Consider the following 19870-nt stretch of genomic DNA (forward strand, 5'->3'; position numbering starts at 1 on the left):
GGTGATCAGACCATCGAACGCAGCTGGACGAAGAGGAACTTGAGATATTCCTCGCCGAGGAGCTTCCAGGCGCGGGGCTCGCTCATCCACCCGAACTCCGGCGCAACGCGGCTGGCCACGGGGACGCCGATGATCTCGATATCGGGGGCCGAATGGCGAAGCTCTGCGCGCGCGCGGGGGAGGTGGTAGTCAGACGTCACGAGCAGCACTTCGTCGAACCCGTTGCGCATCAGCCAGTCACGGCTCTCGATCGCGTTACCCCGGGTGGTCCGTGCCCAGGGGCCAAGGTCCACGCAGCAGGCGAGAACGTCCGCATTAGGAATATCGGAGAGATCGCCCTTGGTGGTCTGGGGGTGGACGCCGGAGATCAGGACGCGCTCGGCATAGCCAGCGGCTTGCAACTCCAGGCCCCGCTCGATCCTCGGCCCACGGTCGCCGGTCAGGACGACAATGCCGCGCTGGGCCGCGCCTTCTTGGGAGAAGCCCGCGCTCGCCCCGTCCGATGCCCTCGGGAGGAGGGCGCAGAAGGCGAAGAAGCCTGCGACAAGGGCCATGGTCGCAAGTGCGCCGAGGCCCGCGGCGGCCTTGATGATCGAATCGATGCCGGTCATCAGCGCGCCTTAGCGCCGCGCCGGAAAAGGGAGAAGGCCCAAAGCGCTGCAGCGCACAAAGCAATGATCGGCCCGGCCCACAGGAGCGCATTGCCTGCCGACACGGCGGGGCGGAGGAGGACCTCCTGCCCGTAGCGGTCGGTCAGGTAACGTCGGACCTCGTCATCACTGTCGCCAGCGGCCACGCGTTCCTCGATGAGGGCGCGCATGACTTTGGCGAGTTCCGCCTCGCTCTCGGCAACGGACTGGTTCTGGCAGACGAGGCAGCGGATGTCCTCGGCAATGGCGTCCGCGCGGGCCTGTTCCTGGGGTGCGAGGCTTGCGGCAAGGAAGAGGAGCGCGGGCAGGATCATGCGGGCGCGCCCTGGGCCCCGGGAGCCTGCGCACGGGAGGGCTCACGCCGCAACGGTGCGAAGGCCGCAACGAAGCCGCCAAGGGCCACGAGGATCGTGCCTCCCCAGAGGACGTGAATCAGCGGATGGACATAGGCCCTGACGATGCGTTTGTCGCCAAGCCCCTGACCGTTGGCTGAGGCGAGGTAGAGATTGCCGAGGCCGTGCCTGACGATCGCCACCTCGGTCGTCGCCTGATCGGCGGCTGGGTAGTACCGGCGCGAGGGGTAGAGGGTCTCAATCGCGCGGCCGTCTTTTCTGACTTTGAACCGGTCCATCTCCGCGATGTAGTTCCGTCCGCGGGTGGCGAGGCGTGTCTCATATTCAATGGTCAGCCCACGGATCGAGAGGCTTTCGCCCGGCCCGATCACCGCACGGGTCTCGGCTTGGAAGACTGAGCTGGCGGTGGCGCCGAGGAGGAGAAGCGCGAGCCCTGTGTGGCTGAGGACAGCGCCCCAGCTCGCCGGCCTGACGCTGCCAAGGCGCTGGAGCGCGGCGCCGGGCGCGTTGCCGGGCAGGCCAGCCTTGCGCGCGAGATCAGCGATCACGCCGCCGAGGATGAGGATGGCCGCGGCGAAGCCCATATAGGCGTAGGCCGAGCCCTTCAGCACAAACGTCAGGACCAGCGCGCCGAGGAGGCCGCCACCAAGGATGATCGCGTAAGGCTTCTTCCACGCGCCCCGGCCTCGCTTCTTCCACGGGATGAGCAGGCCGAAGGCCAGGGTTGCCGCCATCGCGAGAGCGAGGGGCGCAGCCATCAGGTTGTAATAGGGCGGGCCGACCGAGATTCGCGTGCCGGAGGAGACCTCCATCACCGTCGGCCAGAAAGTGCCAAGGAACACGGTGAAGAGCAGCACTGCAAAAAGGAGATTGTTGAGGACCAGCGCGCCCTCACGGCTGACGGGCTCGAAGGCGGCGTCCTTCACCAACGCCCCACCGCGCATGGCGAAGAGGATAAAGCCGCCGCCGGTGAAGAGGGCTGAGATCAACAAAAGGAAGACACCGCGTTCGGGATCATTGGCGAAGGCATGGACCGAGGTGACAATGCCTGACCGAACGAGAAACGCGCCGAGGAGCGACGCGCCGAAAGCGATGATCGCCAGCGCCGCGCACCAGGGCTTGAGCACCTCCCGGCGCTCGACGACCATGACGCAGTGGAGGAGCGCGGTCGCTGCAAGCCAGGGCATGAGCGATGCGTTCTCGACCGGGTCCCAGAACCAGAACCCGCCCCAGCCAAGCTCGTAATAGGCCCACCACGCGCCAAGCCCGATGCCGAGGGTGAGGGCGGCCCATGCGAAGAGAAGGAACGGCCTGACCGTCCTCGCCCACGCGCGGCCAAGCTCGCCCCGGACCAGGGCGGCGATGGTGAAGCTGAAGACGGCCGATAGGCCGACATAGCCGACATAAAGCGTGGGCGGATGGATCGCGAGACCGGGATCCTGGAGAAGCGGGTTGAGGCCCTGCCCGTCGATCGGGGTTGGCCAGTTCGCCGGGTAGCTGACGAACGGGCTCGACGTCAGGAGCGTGAAGAGCAGGAAGCTCAGGGTCAGGAGGCCCTGAACGCCGAGCGCAATGCGGCGCTCCTCGTCCTTCTTGCCCGGCGCGAACGCCATCGCCGCGCCGAAGGCTGCCAGCACCAGAAGCCAGAGAAGGAGGCTCCCCTCATGGTTCGCCCATGTCCCGGTCAGCTTGTAGACCAGCGGCTTCAGGGAATGGCTGTTGAGGTACACATTCAGAAGGCTGAGGTCCGTGGCGGCGTAGGCGCTCATCAGAATGCCAAAGGCGCCTAGGATCGCGAGGAAACAGGCCATCGATGCGGTGCCCGCCAGCGCGGTCATCCGGGGACTGCGCGCAGGGACGAGACCCGCGACGCTCATGCCGAGCGAGGCGAGGATGGCGAGGCTCAGAAGAAGGGTGCCGAGAAGGCTTACACTCATGCCGGGAGAGGTGCCCCGTGAAGGCCCCAACTGCAAGCAAACTGGTGCCGCATCTGGAACTTTTCGGACCATTTCTCTGGATTCGGAACCCTCCTTTGAGGTAAATTCACGAAATGGTGAGGGCCCAATTCCATCCGCGCGAAGTCGCAAGGCTTATGGCGCTGCAGAGCTACGGCGTGCTCGACACGGGCGCAGACCCGTCTTTTGACGCGCTGGCAAGCCTTGCATCGCGGCTTTGCGACACGCCGATCGCCCTCGTCAGCCTCGTTGATGCGGAACGGCAGTGGTTCAAATCGAAGGTCGGTTTCAACGAGACCGAGACCCACCGGGACCATGCCCTCTGCGCCCATGCGATCCTGTCGGACGAGCCGCTGGTCATCCCTGACACGATGGATGATGCGCGCTTCAGCGATAATCCGCTCTGCGGGGTCGACGCCAATGTCCGCTTCTATGCCGGCGTGCCGCTGATCGCAGGCGAGGGCCTGCCGCTTGGCACCCTCTGCGTCATTGACGAGAAACCACGGCCCGAGGGTCTGTCGAAGGAGCAGCTTCAGGACCTGAGGCTTCTCGGCAAGCAGGCGGAGAAGCTTCTTGAGCTGCAGCGGTCCCTCGCGCGGGAGCGGGCTTCGCTGAAGGAAAGCGTCCACCGGACAAAGAACGTCATTGCGGTCGCATCGGCCATTGCCTCACGGACCATCGGCCAGGCTGACGATCTCCAGCAGGCGCGAACCAACCTCCTCGACCGGCTGAGCGCGCTTTCGAAGGCGCAGGCCTTTATCCTCGAGGCCGCAGGCAAGGGCGCTCCGGTGAGGGCGCTGGTCGAGCGTCAGCTCGCGGCGTTCTTCAATGATGATGATCACCGCGTGCGCTGCCACGGTCCTGAGGTCGCGCTGAAAGGCGATGCCGCCGAAGGAATCGGCCTTGCCACCCATGAGCTCGTGACCAACGCCATCAAGCACGGGTCGTTGTCCGTGCCCGGAGGGCGGGTCGACATCTCGTGGGAGCTGATGGAAGGCGGCAGCGTCCACTTCGAATGGCTCGAAAGCCGCGGGCCGAAGCCTGAGGTCCCCAACGGCAAACCGTCGGGGTTCGGCACGGTCGTCCTTGGACCGCTCGCGACCCAGAAAATCGGTGGGCGGAGCGTCCTCGACCTCTCAGGAGATGGCGCGGTCTGGCGGGCGGAGATTTCCGCCGCCAATGTCATGCCGCCAGCCTGACGCCTAGCGGGCCTCGCGCAGGAAGCTCAGCTGTTCGATCCGGCTTTCGGTTTTGTCCTGATCGATCAGGCTCGTCGGATAATCACCCGTGAAGCAATGGTCCGTAAACGCTGGAGCGTCGCCGTCACGCGGTCCCTTGCCGAGCGCCTTGTAGAGCCCGTCGAGGGACAGGAAGGCGAGGCTATCCGCGCCGATCTGCTGGCGCATCTCCTCGACCGTATTGTTCGAGGCGAGAAGTTCATCCTTGGACGGCGTATCGATGCCGTAGAAATCAGGGTGCGTGATCGGCGGACAGGCGACGCGCAGGTGGACTTCCTTGGCGCCCGCATCGCGGATCATCTTGATGATCTTGCGGCTGGTGGTGCCGCGCACGAGGCTGTCGTCGACAAGGACCACGCGCTTGCCCCGGACGACGCCTGCGTTGGCTGAGTGCTTGCGGGCGACACCCATCTCGCGGACCTTTTGGTCAGGCTGGATGAAGGTCCGGCCTGAATAGTGCGAGCGGATCAGCGCCATCTCGTAATCGACATTGCTCGCCTGGGCGAAACCGATCGCAGACGGAACACCTGAGTCAGGGATCGGTGAAATGATGTCGGCTTCGACAGGAGACTCTTCGGCAAGGGTCCGGCCGAGGCGTTTCCTGATGTCGTAGACGCTTTCTCCGTCCACGAAGCTGTTGGGCCTTGCGAAGTAGATGAGCTCGAAAATGCAGGGCCGGGGGTTCTTCGCCTCTGCGGAGATCCTGCGCGAGACGAGGGAGCCGTCGCGCCCGCAGACGATCACTTCGCCGGGCTCCACATCGCGGATGAACTCCGCGCCAATCAGGTCGAAGGCACAGCTTTCCGACGCCAGCACATGGGCATCGCCCAGCTTGCCGAGCACCAGCGGGCGGATGCCCACCGGGTCACGCACGCCGATCAGCGCATCGCGGGTCAGGACCGTCAGGGCAAAGGCGCCTTCCACCGCGCGGGCCGCGTCGATGACCTTGTCGCTCATCGTCAGGCCGCGGGAGAGGGCGGTCAGCTGCACGAAGAGTTCTGAGTCAGAGGTCGTGTGGAAGATCGATCCCTTGGAGATCAGCTCCTGACGCAGGTTCCGGGCATTGGTGAGGTTGCCATTGTGCGCAATCGCGATGCCGCCGCGGTCGAGGTCGGCATAGAGCGGCTGGACGTTGCGCAGGCTGCTTTCGCCAGTGGTCGAGTAGCGTGTGTGGCCGATGCCGGACGTTCCGTGGAGCTTCGCGAGGACCTCTTCGGCATTGAAGTGATCGGCGACCAGGCCGAGCTGCTTGTCCGAATGGAACTGGCCATCATGATAGGTCGTGATGCCTGCCGCTTCCTGTCCCCGGTGCTGGAGCGCATGGAGGCCGAGCGCGACGATGGGCGCTGCAGGTCCGTCATGGCCGATGATACCGAAGACACCGCACTCCTCATTGAGGGCACGGGGAAGGATCGGCGCGGAAAGCATTCGGGCTTTCTCGCTCCGTAGGAATGATGAGGCGTGGCGCATGCTCAGGTCCCGCTGAATTCGCTGATTGGGGAGATGGTCCAAAAATCCGGCTTTGACAATTCCGTGAAGGAAACATCACCTTTGCGGATAAGGGACTGCGCCGTGCCGTCGAGGGCTGGCGCGAAGAGAGACTTGGCGATCATGGGCGGTAGCTCGGTCCCCTCATGGTAGACCTGAACCGTGAAGAGCACGAAAGCTGCGAGGACCCAGCCGCGGACGAGGCCGAAAAGCCCCCCTGCGATCTTGTCGTTCCGCGTGGGATCCCGCCCGAAATACTTGCGCACGAGGACCGCCCCGAAGATCGACACGAGAAGGTCACCTGCGAGAAAGAGCCCGGCGATGGCGATGAGCTTCCTGAGAACGCCAGGGACCGCGTCGGTCACGGGCCCTGCAAAGAGGTTGATCGCAACGAAACCTGCGCCGATGGCCGCGAGGGTCACGGCTTCCCTAATGCCGCCGCGGAACCAGCCGATGCCGGCGGAGACGGCGAGGAAAAGAAGGACGAGGAGGTCAAAGCGCGTCACGACTTTCCCCTTGCGCGGAGTCGCTCCGGGATCAAGCGCGACCTAACCATGAGGCGGCTTCGTGAAGAGACGAGAAGCCGACGCAGGCGACGGCGTCGCTCTCTATGTCCGCTGGGCCCGCGGCCCGGACGAAGCCGAGCTTGTAGCTTTCCGACAGGCGCATCGGGGCCTGGGCAGCTCTTCTGATTTTGCCCGACAGGCCGATCTCGCCGAACGCTGTGGTGCGGGCAGGGATTGCCTTTCCCTCCTTGGCCGACATGAGCGCGAGGGCTGCTGCCAGATCGGCGGCAGGGTCCGTGATCCTCAGGCCACCGGCAACCGAGAGGAAGACATCGTCCCTGCCGAAGTCGAAATTGCTGCGCGCCGCAAGGACGGCGAGTAGCTGGCTGAGCCTACCTGAGTCCCAACCGACGACGGCCCGCCGTGGCTGGGCGAGCTGGCTGGGGAGCACCAGCGCCTGAAACTCGCAGAGAAGCGGGCGTGAGCCCTCGGTGCCTGCGAAGACAGCCGTGCCCGGCGTGTCTTCGTCGGCTTCGCCCAGGAACAGCTCGGAGGGGTTTGGCACTTCGATGAGGCCAGCACCCTGCATCTCGAAGACACCTATCTCGTTGGCGGGGCCGTAGCGGTTTTTCACCGCGCGGATGAGGCGGAAGCTCCGCCCAGGCTCAGTTTCAAAATAAAGGACGACATCGACGAGGTGCTCCACGACCCGGGGGCCCGCGATCTGGCCCTCCTTGGTGACGTGACCGACAATGATGACGGTGCAGCCTTCGTTCTTGGCAAAACGGGTCAGCTCCGCCGCGCAGGTCCTGACCTGGGCCACAGTGCCCGGAGCCGAGGGCAGGTCGTCGGACCACATGGTCTGGATCGAATCGATGATCAGAACGTCGGGCTTGGCCGCCTTCACCGTCTGCAGGACATCCTTCAGCGCCGTGCCGATGCCGAGCTGGAGCGGCGCTTTCGCGACACCAAGGCGTGTCGCGCGGAGGCGGATCTGATCGAGCGCCTCCTCGCCCGATATATAGAGGGTCTTCTTACCCGACCGCGCGATCGACGCGCCGGTCTGGAGAAGGAGGGTCGATTTGCCGACCCCCGGGTCCCCGCCAACGAGCAGCGCTGAACCGGGGACGAGCCCGCCGCCGAGCGCACGGTCGAACTCCGCTGCGCCTGTCGGGAAACGCGGCGGAGGCGCGCTCTCGCCTGCCAGGCTCTCGAGGTTCAGACCGCGTCCCTTGGTCTTCTTCCCAGAGGACGGCGCAGCGAGGGCAGCCTCCTCCGGTTCGATCGTGTTCCAAGACCCGCAATCGTCACAGCGGCCCTGCCACCGTGAGTAGGTGCTCCCGCAGGACTGACAGACGAAGGATGTGGATGCGCGCGCCATGCTCTTCAGTAACGCGATTGGCGGTTAGCGCCACTCCCCTTGAAACACTCGGATTTCCACACCCTTGAGACGCATTTGCTGCGCCGCACACACGCATGGGGAGAGCCACTTTGGGACCTCACGCTTATGTGTCCGAAAATGGGTCATTTAGCTGCCGTAAACCCTGTTGAGGCCGTTGCGCGTACCCAACCATTCTGTCACGCCAAGTGCAGATGGAGTGGTGGGTCACTCTAGCTCAAAGAATAAGCTGATCACGAGTCCGTGATCTCTAAGTAACTTTTTCGTGAGCGAGGCAGAAGTCTTGTTCTCGTCCAATCAAGTCTGACGGGCTTTAGAAGTCATCTTCGGTGGGTGGCGATGAGTTCTTCAGAGGAGCAAAAGAGAGGGGTCTCTTATGGAACTCAAGAATATCCTTGCTGGCGTTGCTGCCTCAGCTGTCCTTGCGACCGGTAGCGCATTCGCAAACACGATCATTGTCGACGACTTCGACACGGCTCAGTCGGTTGAAGACGCGAGCTTCGGTGACGGCTCCGAAACGGATGGCCCGGTCGCTGCCAACGTCAACTGGAACCGCACCGTTGAGGTCGAAGCCTTCCAGAACGGCCCGGTTCCTCCGGGTGCTGGCGCGAGCGTCCGCATCGGTAATAGCGTCGCGGCCTTCTCGGGCGACTCAAACGTCGGGTTCCTTTCGACGCTGACGTTCGCTCGCGAAGCAGGCACCGCCAACTTCGACCTTCCGGGCTTCAACGAGCGTTTCCAGGTCGACGTCCTCAGTGCTGATGGCACCGCGACCTTCACCTTCGGGCTGGAAGACGTGAACGGCAACATTTCGACGACGTCCCAGTCGATCGAAGCTGCAGATCTCGGTGTGACCGAGTTTCTCTTCTCCGACCTGATGCCGATGGTCGGCGGTGGCGTCGACATCACCCAGATCGTTGGCCTCTTCTTCGAAGTCGAGGGTGATCCGGAATTCGACCTGACGATCGACCTGATCGGTGTCACGGATACCGCGATCCCGCTTCCGGCCGGTGCGCCGCTTCTGGCCTCGGCCCTGGCAGGCTTCGCAGCCTTCCGCCGGTTCCGTAAGAACTAAGAATACTCATCCCTACACAGATGATTGAGAAGGGGCCCTCCGGGGCCCCTTTTACTTTGTGTTGAGACAGGTCAACGAAACCCTGCCAATACTATGGTTAACGCGTGTTTTCCCTTGTTAACAGGCGCTTTCTATTCCCTGAAGCGAGGGTAAATAGAGCATTCACTCGATCTTCATTTCAGAACCACAGTCTTCCTCAAGATTAACTTTGACGACGACGATTCAGGGAGGCTGACATGTCGATCGAGACGCGTATTGAAGAGATCCTTTCGGCAGAGCGGGTTCCCTCGGCTGATGAGATGTACCGGATGGGTATCGAGGCTTCGACCGGTGTCGAAGGCGGGGGCGTTGACCTCGTTGCGGCCCACAAATGGTTCAACCTCGCAGCTCTCCAGGGCAACGAAGAAGCCATGTTCTACCGCCGCCAGATCACCGAGGAGATGGACAGCCGCCAGGTTGCCGCCGCCCAGCGCGATGCGCGCGAATGGCTGCGCAAGCACCGTCCGGCTGTCACGCCCGCTGCCTGAGCAGTCTCAGTATCTGACGAAGCCCTGCTCCGAGACGAAACCGTCGAGTTTCTGATCGGTGGGACCGACAGGGAAGCGGTCCATCATCTGGGCGGAGTAACCATAGCCGATCGCAACCACCTCGCCTGAGCCCCGCAAGGCTTCGAGCGTCCGGTCGTAATAGCCGCCGCCCATACCAAGGCGGCTTCCATCGGGCCGGACCGCGAGCAGCGGCGTCACCACGATGTCCGGCCGCATGACGGGGCAGCTCTCACCGGGCTGCATGATGCCGTAGGGGCCTTCCTCGAGGCCCTTGTCCACCTCGAAGAGCCTGAAGCTCAGCGGTGCGTTCTTTTTCTCCACCACCGGTAGCAGAACCGCGACGCCAGCCTTCGACAGGGCCTCGGCGAGGGGCGCTGTGTCGAGCTCGTCGCCCTTGGGATGGTAGAGCGCCACCGCGCTTCCTTCACCGGGCTCGAGGCGCATCATGAAGTGGCTGGCGGCAAAATTTCCTGCGTTGGGTTGCCGTGCGGCAGCATCGCGCCGGCCCGCCTTGGCGCGCTCGCGGAACGCTTTCTTCCAGTGGACGAGGGGAAGGGGAGGCAGCATCGCGCCCTCCTTGATCAATGAGCCGCACCGGCCGTTGGACATGTGATTCGCCCTGGACCCGAAGGTACAGGTGGGCGCCGCGTGAAAGGGACCACGGTCCCGGCCAGAGGCAGCTCCCTACGAAGTCTGTAAGGCCCCGGGGAAAGATGTCCTGACGGGCCGGGCAGCGAAGGTGTTAGCTAGGGCGCGGGACCGCGGTCCGCAAGGCGGGAGCGCCGGGAATGCCGCCGCATCAGAGGAGTTCGTCCGTCATCTCGCGAAATTCGGACAGGTGCTCCCTGACTTTGGCTGCCTCCTCCGCGCGCCCGGAGCCCTCCAGCAGCGAGGCCATCCGCTCCAACCGGTTGTAGCGCCTGGCCCAGTAGTCGCGCTGATTCTCGATCGCGCGGCGGTTTCCGCGATACTGCGCAATTTGCTGCCGGGTGTTGGATGCCGACTGCACGAGGTCGATCGAGAGATCCTGAGGCCGCTCGAGCTCTTCCAACAGCCTTCCCGCATCGTGGGCCTCAAGCACGACATCCAGGTGTCGCCTCACGGCGCGGGCCGCGGGAGCGCTGTCCCCAAAGCCCGAAGCGCTGCGGATCAGGTCGAGGACCACGGGGCCATCGTCGCGGTGGGTCGCCGCCGAATAGGCGAGTTCGAACGCCTCCCGCTCTCCGTACATGGCATATTCTGATGCGTGATCATTCTGGATCCGTTCGAGCTCGCGGTCAGCACGGGGGCTCTCGTTGCGGAGCTGTGCGAGGGCACGGATGACGTCATGCCGATATCGCCTCGCCGTACGCTCATCTTTCGCGGGCTCGTCCCAGCGCGCAAGTGCATGCTCAACCGCCTCGTCGAACTTCTTCTCGCGACGGAGAGAGGTTATGGTCTGGTGGTAGCCGTTGCGCTCCCGCGAACGCTCGGCGCGGCGTAGAAGCCGGCGCTCCTCCTCGGAAAAACTCGCAAGGCAGACGGACCGGGAGGGGGCGTCTTCGTCTTCTGCCAGCTCTTCGGCGATCTCGAATTGAACCGATGCGTCAGCCGTAGGCCCATCCGTGCCAGGCCCACGATCGCTTGCGCCCAGCATGGCAGCATCACGCGCTCCGCCCGTCGCGCTGGGCGGCTGCTCCATGACCACTGCGGTCAGGCTCGCGCCAATCGCAGCGGAGAGCACGGCAACAATAGCAAGAAGGAGGGACTGGGGCATCGGTAACTCCACCGGGACGCGCCGCGATGGAGGCGGTCCTCCAAGGGAACCTAGTGCGATGCCGCCGAAGCCGCAAAATGAAGGAGCGGAAGGCTCCTGCCGGTTTAGACCGAAGCGTTCAGAGCCTGCTCGAGCCTGGCGCTGGCGCGGTCGAGGCGGTCGGCGGCCCATTCGGCCGCGGCGCCTTCGGGCGTGATGCTGGCCCAGCGGTTCTTCGCTTCGTCAAACTCGTCGAGAACGGCGAGGGCCGCCATGATCACAGCGTGTCTCTCACCTAGGGACTGGTGCTGCGATTGAACTTCGCCCACCCGCTTGTCGAAATCGTGGGCGAGTTGCTCAAGGCGCCGCTCTTCGCCGTCATCGCATGCGAGGTCATAAGCAGCGCCGCCAATCTGAATGCTGACTTCAGCCACTTTGCGCTCCTTCTCCTTGGCGGATCACATCGCGCAATTGCCGGAGCGCCGCTTCCGCTCTTTTTTCTATCTTGTCGATCAACTCGAGACTGTTGGCAGCTTCCGCCCTTGCGGCGGCTCCGCGTGACAGCTCTGCCTCTACCCGGGATAGGGTATCGAGGAATCGATGCTCTGCTTTTTCGAGTCGGTTCATCTTACTGGAATGAACATAAGTTGAATCATGTTCAAGCCTCCAAGTTGCCTTGACCCCTGCTGACAGGCGGGGCATCGACACCTCCGAGACATGGAGGTCGGTAGGTGGCAGTAGAGCAGAATTTTTCGAGAATGTCGGCGGCCATCGCTGCTCTTTCTATGGACGCGGTGGAGAAGGCGCAGTCCGGTCATCCAGGAATGCCCCTTGGTATGGCGGATGTTGCTACCGTTCTTTTCACACGGCACATGAAGTTCGATTCAAGCCGTCCGGACTGGGCAGATCGTGACCGATTTGTCCTATCGGCAGGTCACGGATCGATGCTTCACTACTCGCTTTTGTACCTTTTGGGCTTCGAGGACATGACCCTCGAGGAACTGAAAAATTTTCGTCAAATCGGTTCGAAAACGGCTGGGCACCCCGAATTTGGCCATGCCAAGGGCATCGAAACGACCACTGGACCCCTCGGACAGGGAATCACCAACGCCGTCGGCTTCGCTCTGGCGGAGGCTCATCTGCGGGCAAAATACGGCGAAGAGCTGGTCGACCACTACACCTACACGATCGCTGGCGATGGCTGCCTCATGGAGGGGATCAGCCAGGAAGCGATCGCTTTCGCGGGCAACCAGAAGCTCAACCGCCTGATCGTTCTCTGGGACGATAATGGCATCTCCATCGACGGTGCCGTCAGCCTTTCGGACTCCACCGATCAGCTGAAGCGCTTCGAAGCCTCGGGCTGGAAGACGATGGCCGTTGACGGTCACGACATGGATGCCGTGGACGCTGCGATCACCGAGGCGAAGACCTCGGACCGCCCGGTGATGATCGCGTGCCGGACCACCATCGGCAAAGGCGCGGGCGCCAAGGCCGGGACGGCTGGCTCCCATGGTGCGCCCCTTGGCGCGGAAGCCATCAAGGCGGCGCGCGAGAGCCGCGGTTGGGGCCATGAGCCTTTCGACATCCCTGAAGACGTTCTTTCCGACTGGCGCACAGCGGGCACCCGCGGCGAGGCCGCGCGCATCGCTTGGGAGAGCAAGCTGGCTGGCTCGTCGAACAAGGACGCCTTTGAGGTGCAGATGACGGGCGATCCTGCCGCTGCCGTCGCCGCGCTAGGTGACTACGCGAAGAAAGTGGCCTCCGAGGGCAAGGCCGTTGCGACGCGCAAGGCGTCCCAGAACTGCCTCGACGTGATCAACGCCGCGATCCCGCAGACGGTAGGCGGCTCGGCTGACCTCACGGGCTCGAACAATACGAAGACTGCGGACCTCGGCATTCTCGACGCAGAGAACCCGGCCGGACGCTACCTCCACTACGGCATCCGTGAGCACGGTATGGCGGCGATCATGAACGGCCTTGCCCTTCATGGCGGGATTATTCCCTATGGCGGCACGTTCCTCGTCTTCTCTGATTACATGCGCGGCGCGATGCGTCTTTCTGCGCTGATGGAGCAGCGGGTCATCTATGTGCTGACCCACGACTCGATCGGCCTTGGCGAAGACGGCCCAACGCACCAGCCGGTGGAGCACCACGCGGCCCTGCGCGCCATCCCGAACTTCCACTATTTCCGCCCGGCGGATGAAGTGGAGACGGCAGAAGCCTGGGCCTGCGCGCTCGAGCTTGATGCCCCGTCAGGCCTCGCGCTGACTCGCCAGGGCCTGCCGACGGTCCGTCAGAACGCTGACGAGAACCTCACCGCCAAGGGCGGTTACGTCTTGCGCGATGCGGAAGGCTACAAGGCGACGATCGTTGCTACGGGTTCCGAGGTTGAAATCGCTCTCGCGGCTGCTGACCAGCTTGAGAGCGAAGGCCATCCTGTTCGCGTCGTGTCGCTTCCGTGTGCTGAGCTTTTCATGAAGCAGGACGGCAAGTATATCGCCGATACGCTCGGGACCAAGCCGCGGCTTGGTATCGAGGCGGGCATCCAGATGGGCTGGGGCGAGCTTCTCGGCCTTGGCGGCGTCTCCTGGGGCTTCCTCGGCATGGAAGGCTTCGGCGCGTCCGGTCCTTATAAGGCGCTTTACGAACACTTTGGTATCACTGCTAAAAATGCCGCGTCGAAAGTCCGCGGCTTGATCGAAGGGAACTGAACATGACCGTGAAAGTTGGCATCAACGGCTTTGGCCGCATCGGCCGCCTCGCGCTGCGCTCCATGCTGGAGAACGGCCGCGACGATATCGAAGTGGTCGCCATCAACGATCTCGGCCCTGTCGGGACCAATGCGCACCTCCTCGAGTTCGACTCGCTGCACGGCCGCCTGCCGATGGATGTTTCGTCCACGGACGATTCGATCACCGTGAACGGCAAGACCATCAAGGTCTCCGCCGAGCGCAACCCTGCCGACCTCGCATGGGGCGACAAGGGCGTGGACATCGTCTTTGAATGCACCGGCATCTTCACCGCGCCGGACAAGGCGCAAGCTCACCTTGATGCAGGTGCAAAGCGCGTTCTCGTTTCGGCTCCTTCCACGGCTGATGTCAAAACCATCGTCTACGGCGTCAACCACGACATCCTGAACGGCGATGACCGCATCGTCTCAAACGGTTCGTGCACGACCAACTGCCTCGCTCCGGTGGCTTCGGTCCTCATGGAAGTCTGCGGCATCGAGCGCGGCTACATGACGACGATCCACAGCTACACCGGCGACCAGCCGACGCTCGATACGATGCACAAGGATCTTTATCGTGCACGTGCCGCGGCCCAGAACATGATCCCGACCTCGACCGGTGCTGCCAAGGCCCTGGGCCTCGTGATCCCTGAGCTGAAAGGCAAGCTCGACGGCTCGTCGATCCGCGTGCCGACCCCGAACGTCTCGGTCGTCGACCTCAAGCTCGTGCCGACCAAGGAGACCTCGGTCGAAGCCATCAACGCCGCGATGAAGGAAGCCTCCGAAGGCCGTCTCAAGGGCGTTCTTGGCTACACCGAAAAGCCGCTGGTCTCTGGCGACTTCATGCACGATCCGCACTCCTCGACCTTCGCTGCGGCCCAGACCCAGATCGTCGATGGCGGCCTCGTCCGTGTGCTGAGCTGGTACGACAATGAGTGGGGCTTCTCGACACGGATGTCCGATACCGCTCTTGCGATGGCGAAATATCTCTAACACCAACGCGCGGCGGAGCGGCGGCTTCGCCGCGTCGCCGCCATCTGAGAATTGATCAGCATGGCAACCTACAAAACAATCGAAGACCTTGGCGATCTTGAGGGCAAGCGCGTCCTCGTTCGCGTCGACCTGAACGTCCCGATGAAGGACGGCGAGGTCACCGACACGACCCGCCTCAAGGCCGCGGCACCCACCGTGAAGGCCCTCGCCGATATGGGCGCGAAGGTCATCGTCCTTTCGCACTTTGGCCGCCCCAAGGGCGAAGAGAACCCCGAAATGTCCACCGAGCAGGTGGTGCAGGAGTTCGCCAACGCTCTCTGGCGCAAGGTGACCTTCGTTCCGGCGACTATTGGTCCGCGTGCGAAGGAATCCGTCGATGCGATGGAGAACGGCCGCATCTACGTCCTTGAGAACACCCGCTTCCATCCGGGTGAAGAGGCCAACGATCCGGGCTTTGCCGCTGATCTTGCCTCGCTCGCCGATGCCTATGTGAACGATGCGTTCTCCGCGACCCACAGGGCCCATGCCTCGACCGAAGGCGTCGCGCGACATCTTCCCTCCGCGGCAGGTCTCGCGCTCTCAAAGGAGCTCGACTATCTCGCAGCAGCGCTCTCCAACCCCGAACGCCCGATGATGGCGGTCGTTGGCGGCGCGAAGGTCTCGACCAAGCTCGATGTCCTCAACGAGCTCATCAACAAGGCCGACAAGCTCGTCGTCGGCGGCGGCATGGCCAACACCTTCCTCCTCGCCATGGGCATGGAGATCGGCAAGTCGCTGGCCGAGCCTGACCTCGTCCCGACCGCACAGGAAATCATGTCGAAGGCCGCCGATGCGGGCTGCGAGATCCTGCTGCCGAAAGACGTTGTCGTGGCCGAGGAGTTCATGGCCGGAGTGCCGACCAAGGTCCGCGCGGCCGACGAGGTCCAACCGAATGAGATGATCCTCGATCTGGGCCCTGACTCGGTCGATAGCTACGCAGCGGCGCTCGAAGGCTGCAAGACGCTGATCTGGAACGGCCCGCTGGGCGCCTTCGAGACCGAGCCTTTCCACACGGGCACCGTGGAGCTCGCGAAATTCGCGGCCAAACTCTCCAAGGAAGGCAAGATCACGTCGGTCGCAGGGGGCGGGGATACCGTTGCGGCCCTCGCCATGGCCGGGGTGACCGAGGATTTCACCTACATCTCGACAGCCGGCGGCGCGTTCCTTGAATGGATGGAAGGCAAAGAGCTTCCGGGCCTCAAGCCGCTCGAAAAATAACCATAAACCATCTCGAAAGGCCCCCGCCAGAAGGGGCCTTCACCGTCCACATCGCTAGGGGATAAAAATGGACAACGCACTTCTCGAAGAACTCAACTCGATCGCCACACGGATGGTCGACAGCGGCAAGGGCATCCTTGCGGCTGACGAATCCACCGGGACGATCAAGAAGCGCTTCGACACGATCGGTCTTGAATCGACCGAAGACAATCGCCGTGACTATCGCGAGCTTCTGTTCCGTACAGAGAGCGCCATGAAGGAGAACATCTCTGGCGTCATCCTGTTCGACGAGACCATTCGCCAGAAGGCCGCCGACGGCACGCCGCTTGTCGACCTCATCGCCGACGCAGGCTCGATCCCGGGCATCAAGGTCGACATGGGCGCGAAGGACCTCGCCTTCCATGACGGCGAGAAGGTGACCGAGGGCCTGACCGGCCTGCGCGAGCGCCTTGAAGAGTACCACCAGCTCGGTGCCCGCTTTGCCAAGTGGCGCGCCGTGATCGACATCGGCCGCGGCGGTGACCGCTCCATGCCGAGCTATTCCTGCCTGCGCGCCAACATGCATGCGCTCGCCCGCTATGCGGCTCTCTGTCAGGAGCAACGCATCGTGCCGATCGTCGAGCCGGAAGTCCTGATGGACGGCGACCACGATATCGACCGCTGCTACGAAGTGACCGAGCTTGGTCTGAAGCTTCTCTACGAAGAGCTCTACTACGCCAAGGTCGCGCTTGAGGGCACGATCCTCAAGCCGAACATGGTCATTGCCGGCAAGAAGGCTGGTAAACAGGCGTCTACGGAGGAAATCGCTGAGAAGACTGTCAAGTGCTTCCGCCACGCGGTTCCTGCCGCCGTGCCGGGCATCGTCTTCCTTTCGGGTGGCCAGTCGGAAGTCCAGGCCACGGAAAACCTCAACGAGATGAACCGTCACTATGCTGACGTCATGCCTTGGAAGCTCAGCTATTCCTACGGCCGTGCGCTGCAGGCTTCGGCCATCGAGACCTGGGGCGGCAAGTCCGGCAATGTCGAGGCGGCCCAGAAAGCCTTCGCGCACCGGGCCAAGATGAACGGCCTCGCCCAGCAGGGCGCATGGACGAAGGAAATGGAGAACGCTTCCTGACCCCTTACGTCGTCAAGAGCCTGCCGGAGAAGGAGCGCCTGATCACCCTGGCGCGCTTCCCGACGGTCGTGCGACTTTCGAGCTGGCTGGAGCTTGTCGTTCTAGGCCTTGGCCCGCTCGCCTGGTTTTTCTTCCGTCTCGTGACGGCAGAACCTTCGCCCGCGGAGCTGGTGATCCTTTTGATCGTCAGCGCCGTGGGCGCTTTCATTTTTCTGGTGACGCAGATCTACTTCCACACGACGGAGTTCGGCCTCACCGACCAGCGGATCATCTTCAAGAGCGGCGTCATCAGCCGCTACACGAACGAGATCCCGCTCCAGTCCCTCGAGAACGTCAATCTCCAGCAGGGCATCATCGGCCGTATCCTCAATTTCGGACGCCTCGAAGTGAACGGCTCGGGCGGCTCGGGCGTCTGGACCCCCTTGGTGCAGGACCCCGTGAGCCTGCGCGCTGCGATTGCTGACGCGCGGGCAGCAACGGAGAACCCGGTCCGCTATCGGGCCCACGCCCAATCTATTCATCAACAGCATAATAATGATCGGAAGTCATAGTCTGGACCGAAGACGGAAGCAGGGCCATTTTTAGGACCTGCCCGAGGAGATGATTATGGAGTTCCGCGAAGACATGTACCCGCCGGCCCAGCCGGTCCGTCCGCTTCACGCGATCAAGACCTTCATGGTCTTCATGCGCGACAAGGAAGATACGCGCCAGGTCTTCAACTTCATCAACGCGCTCAACGGAACAAGCGTCCGTCCTGCCTTCGACCGGTTCTTCGAAGGCCCGAATGGTAAGCTTCTCCTCGAAAAGGACCCGCAAGCTCTCCTCCGTGCCTTTGACGATCGCGAGACTCTGCGGCAGCTCCCTATTGGCACGGTCGGCAGGACCTATGCCGATTTCATGGACCGCGAAGGCCTCGACACCGATGGTGTCAGCCAGGCCAATAAGGAGGCCGGCTTCTTCACAGACGAGTTCGCGCGCGACTACCCCGAATACGCGGCCTTCATCTGGATGATGAACCTCACCCATGACCTCTACCACGTGCTGACCGGCTACAACCGAGACAGCCTTGGCGAAGCGGCGCTTCTCAATTTCTCCGCGGTGATGAGCTGTTCCCGAGGCACCCGCGCCCTTTCATGGCTCGCGGCGGCAAGGATCAAGTCGGAGGCACCGGGCCTGCCGATCTTCAAGATCAACGCCTATGGCCGAAAGATGGGCCTTGAGGCCAAGGATCTCCTGAAGGCCGACTGGATCGGCATGTTGGAGCGGCCCCTGCGCGAGGTTCGTGAGGAGTTGAACATCGTCCCTGACCCAGTCTATGCGGCGCTGCCCCAGGAGCGACTCCTCGCCCTGGTCGCTCCGCAGGCTGCATGACGACCGACCCACTCCTCTACCTCATCACTCCGCCGAAGATCGACGACCTCCTAGGCTTCGCTGAAGCCCTGGGCGCGGTCATGGGCGAGACCGCTGGCACGACGGCAGGCATCGCCTGTCTGCAGCTCAGGCTGAAAGAGGTGTCTGACGACGAGATCCTGCGCGCAGCCGAAGCGGTTGCACCGCTGTGCGAGCAGTTCGGCGCCGGCTTCCTCATCAATGACCGCGCAGACCTTGCGAAGAAGGCGGGCGCTGACGGCGTGCATATCGGCCAGTCCGACGGCACGTTGGCTGAGGCCCGCAGCATCCTTGGCGCTGGCAAGGACATTGGCGTCACGTGCCACGACTCGATCCACCTCGCGATGGAGGCCGGCGAGGCCGGGGCCGACTACGTGGCTTTCGGGGCCTTCTACCCGTCCTCGACGAAGGAAGGGGCCTTCCGGCCAGAGCCCGAGATCCTGACCCGCTGGACGGAGATGGCGACCGTCCCTTGCGTGGCCATCGGAGGGATCACGGCAGAGACCGCGCGGCCCCTCGCCGAAGCGGGCGCGGACTACCTGGCCGTGTCCGGCGCCATCTGGGCACACGCGGAAGGACCCATCGAGGGGGCGAAAGCCTTCAAGAAGGCGCTGGCAGCGCAGTAACGGGCATTTCCCTTCGGGTTCATTTCCTGCAATAATCATCGAACCCGGTGGGCGGAAAACACTGGGGAACAATGATGTTCAAATGGATGACCGCGCTCGGAGCCTCCGCTGCGCTCATGGTCTCACAGGCGATGGCGTCCACCGTCTTCGTCGAGATCGACCTTTCACTTTTCGACAATTCCGGCTTCGAGGATGACGACGATCTCGGCACGCTTGCGCTGAGCGAGGACGACAGCATCACGATCTACCTCGAGTTCGACATGAACCCGTTCATCGGGGACATCTCGGATGTCGAATCCAATCCGATCGGCAATGGCTTCTTCGCTGACTTCGCTGAGATCCAGGTGTTCTCGAACATGGGAGATGAATTCGACGTCTTCTCCGAGGCCTTCGGCTCCCTCGATGTGATCACCGAGCAGGCCGATTTCGGGCCGTTCACGGGCTTCTTCCTGAGCGGGTTCGATGAGTTCAACGAGTACTCGTTCTTCATCGACACCAGCCTCGATCTTGGCCTCGGCCTCGACTCCACATTCCTCGAGGCGATGACGGCGCTCAAGGACCTCGTCGAGAACGGTGATGTCTTCAATGACTTCCAGGCCGTGCTGTTCGCTGACCCGCTGGCAGCGCTCGATTTCGGCACTTGCGTCTTCGACGACACCGACTGCATCTACGACTTCTTCGTGGAAGATATCAGGATCTCGGACCTGCCTGACGTGGCCCCGATCCCGATCCCCGGCGCGCTTCCGCTGTTCCTGGCGGGCGCCGGTCTCTTTGGCCTGAAGCGCAAGCTCGCCAAGGCCTGAGGCAGATCCC

21 protein-coding genes and 1 other RNA gene are annotated in these 19870 nt (G+C 63.2%); 11 read left to right on the forward strand and 11 right to left on the reverse strand.

Translation table 11 applies throughout. The features are described from left to right. Positions 1-5 precede the first annotated feature (5 nt). Genes HK107_RS06765 through HK107_RS06775 form a run of 3 tightly spaced genes read right to left on the reverse strand, consistent with a single transcriptional unit; the run spans position 6 to position 2940 of the window. Positions 6-611 carry a YdcF family protein gene (locus tag HK107_RS06765; RefSeq protein WP_173197910.1) on the reverse strand — a complete coding sequence of 202 codons (606 nt, stop codon included), beginning with the start codon at positions 609-611 and terminating at the stop codon, positions 6-8. Further along, positions 611-964 (reverse strand): cytochrome c-type biogenesis protein, encoded by a 354-nt coding sequence (locus HK107_RS06770; protein WP_173197912.1) that lies wholly within the window; start codon positions 962-964, stop codon positions 611-613. Before HK107_RS06770 ends, HK107_RS06765 begins: the two co-directional genes overlap by 1 nt. Beyond that, positions 961-2940, reverse strand: coding sequence for a heme lyase CcmF/NrfE family subunit (locus tag HK107_RS06775; RefSeq protein ID WP_173197914.1), 1980 nt, complete (start codon positions 2938-2940; stop codon positions 961-963). Before HK107_RS06775 ends, HK107_RS06770 begins: the two co-directional genes overlap by 4 nt. A 113-nt stretch (positions 2941-3053) precedes the next feature. Here HK107_RS06775 and HK107_RS15830 point away from each other — a divergent pair, with 113 nt between their 5' ends. Next, positions 3054-4157 carry an HWE histidine kinase domain-containing protein gene (locus HK107_RS15830; protein ID WP_173197916.1) on the forward strand — a complete coding sequence of 368 codons (1104 nt, stop codon included), beginning with the start codon at positions 3054-3056 and terminating at the stop codon, positions 4155-4157. Positions 4158-4160: 3 nt separating this feature from the next. Here the strand turns inward: HK107_RS15830 and purF are convergent, their stop codons facing one another. From purF to radA, 3 genes are read right to left on the reverse strand one after another with little or no spacing between them, the layout of a single operon-like run. Further along, positions 4161-5624: an amidophosphoribosyltransferase gene (purF, locus tag HK107_RS06785; RefSeq protein ID WP_233061158.1), complete on the reverse strand. Its 1464-nt coding sequence runs from the start codon at positions 5622-5624 to the stop codon at positions 4161-4163. A gap of 44 nt (positions 5625-5668) precedes the next feature. After that, entirely contained in the window at positions 5669-6190 is a 522-nt protein-coding gene (locus tag HK107_RS06790) for a CvpA family protein (RefSeq protein ID WP_173197920.1), read from the reverse strand. 31 nt (positions 6191-6221) lie between these two features. After that, the gene (radA, locus tag HK107_RS06795) at positions 6222-7571 is read right to left on the reverse strand and encodes a DNA repair protein RadA (RefSeq protein WP_173197922.1); all 1350 of its coding nucleotides are present in this window, start codon (positions 7569-7571) and stop codon (positions 6222-6224) included. Positions 7572-7965: 394 nt separating this feature from the next. On the opposite strand from radA, the gene HK107_RS06800 reads away from it, so the two are divergent. Together HK107_RS06800 and HK107_RS06805 are read left to right on the forward strand one after the other, a co-directional pair. After that, positions 7966-8664 (forward strand): VPLPA-CTERM sorting domain-containing protein, encoded by a 699-nt coding sequence (locus HK107_RS06800; protein ID WP_173197924.1) that lies wholly within the window; start codon positions 7966-7968, stop codon positions 8662-8664. Positions 8665-8900: 236 nt separating this feature from the next. Further along, the gene (locus HK107_RS06805; RefSeq protein ID WP_173197926.1) at positions 8901-9191 is read left to right on the forward strand and encodes an SEL1-like repeat protein; all 291 of its coding nucleotides are present in this window, start codon (positions 8901-8903) and stop codon (positions 9189-9191) included. A gap of 6 nt (positions 9192-9197) precedes the next feature. Here HK107_RS06805 and HK107_RS06810 read toward each other — a convergent pair whose 3' ends face one another. The 5 genes from HK107_RS06810 to HK107_RS06830 all read right to left on the reverse strand — a co-directional run bounded on the left by HK107_RS06810 (position 9198) and on the right by HK107_RS06830 (position 11649). Then, complete coding sequence (locus HK107_RS06810; RefSeq protein WP_173197928.1) at positions 9198-9779, reverse strand: 5-formyltetrahydrofolate cyclo-ligase; 582 nt, start codon at positions 9777-9779, stop codon at positions 9198-9200. Between the two features lie 15 nt (positions 9780-9794). Continuing rightward, positions 9795-9952: non-coding RNA, 6S RNA (gene ssrS, locus HK107_RS06815), on the reverse strand. 59 nt (positions 9953-10011) lie between these two features. Then, positions 10012-10968, reverse strand: coding sequence for a hypothetical protein (locus tag HK107_RS06820; RefSeq protein WP_173197930.1), 957 nt, complete (start codon positions 10966-10968; stop codon positions 10012-10014). A gap of 104 nt (positions 10969-11072) precedes the next feature. Then, on the reverse strand, positions 11073-11381 hold the full coding sequence (locus tag HK107_RS06825) for a cell division protein ZapA (RefSeq protein WP_173197932.1): 309 nt from the start codon (positions 11379-11381) through the stop codon (positions 11073-11075). After that, positions 11374-11649 (reverse strand): hypothetical protein, encoded by a 276-nt coding sequence (locus HK107_RS06830; RefSeq protein ID WP_173197934.1) that lies wholly within the window; start codon positions 11647-11649, stop codon positions 11374-11376. The genes HK107_RS06825 and HK107_RS06830 overlap by 8 nt, the downstream gene beginning before the upstream one ends. 56 nt (positions 11650-11705) lie before the next feature. On the opposite strand from HK107_RS06830, the gene tkt reads away from it, so the two are divergent. The 8 genes from tkt to HK107_RS06870 all read left to right on the forward strand — a co-directional run bounded on the left by tkt (position 11706) and on the right by HK107_RS06870 (position 19860). Continuing rightward, on the forward strand, positions 11706-13658 hold the full coding sequence (gene tkt / locus HK107_RS06835; RefSeq protein WP_173197936.1) for a transketolase: 1953 nt from the start codon (positions 11706-11708) through the stop codon (positions 13656-13658). 2 nt (positions 13659-13660) lie between these two features. Next, complete coding sequence (gene gap, locus HK107_RS06840) at positions 13661-14668, forward strand: type I glyceraldehyde-3-phosphate dehydrogenase (protein ID WP_173197938.1); 1008 nt, start codon at positions 13661-13663, stop codon at positions 14666-14668. Between the two features lie 60 nt (positions 14669-14728). Then, positions 14729-15925 carry a phosphoglycerate kinase gene (locus tag HK107_RS06845; RefSeq protein ID WP_173197940.1) on the forward strand — a complete coding sequence of 399 codons (1197 nt, stop codon included), beginning with the start codon at positions 14729-14731 and terminating at the stop codon, positions 15923-15925. Between the two features lie 67 nt (positions 15926-15992). Beyond that, on the forward strand, positions 15993-17042 hold the full coding sequence (locus HK107_RS06850; RefSeq protein ID WP_173197942.1) for a class I fructose-bisphosphate aldolase: 1050 nt from the start codon (positions 15993-15995) through the stop codon (positions 17040-17042). After that, a complete protein-coding gene (locus HK107_RS06855) occupies positions 17012-17593 on the forward strand; it encodes a PH domain-containing protein (protein WP_173197944.1) in 582 nt (193 codons plus the stop codon). Before HK107_RS06850 ends, HK107_RS06855 begins: the two co-directional genes overlap by 31 nt. A gap of 55 nt (positions 17594-17648) precedes the next feature. Beyond that, the gene (locus HK107_RS06860) at positions 17649-18413 is read left to right on the forward strand and encodes a Coq4 family protein (protein ID WP_173197947.1); all 765 of its coding nucleotides are present in this window, start codon (positions 17649-17651) and stop codon (positions 18411-18413) included. Continuing rightward, positions 18410-19057 (forward strand): thiamine phosphate synthase, encoded by a 648-nt coding sequence (gene thiE / locus HK107_RS06865; RefSeq protein WP_173197949.1) that lies wholly within the window; start codon positions 18410-18412, stop codon positions 19055-19057. Before HK107_RS06860 ends, thiE begins: the two co-directional genes overlap by 4 nt. Positions 19058-19143: 86 nt before the next feature. Continuing rightward, positions 19144-19860, forward strand: coding sequence for a hypothetical protein (locus tag HK107_RS06870; RefSeq protein WP_173197951.1), 717 nt, complete (start codon positions 19144-19146; stop codon positions 19858-19860). Positions 19861-19870: the final 10 nt, after the last annotated feature.

The sequence above is a fragment of the Parvularcula mediterranea genome (assembly GCF_013085255.1).
Taxonomy (GTDB): Bacteria; Pseudomonadota; Alphaproteobacteria; order Caulobacterales; family Parvularculaceae; genus Parvularcula; species Parvularcula mediterranea.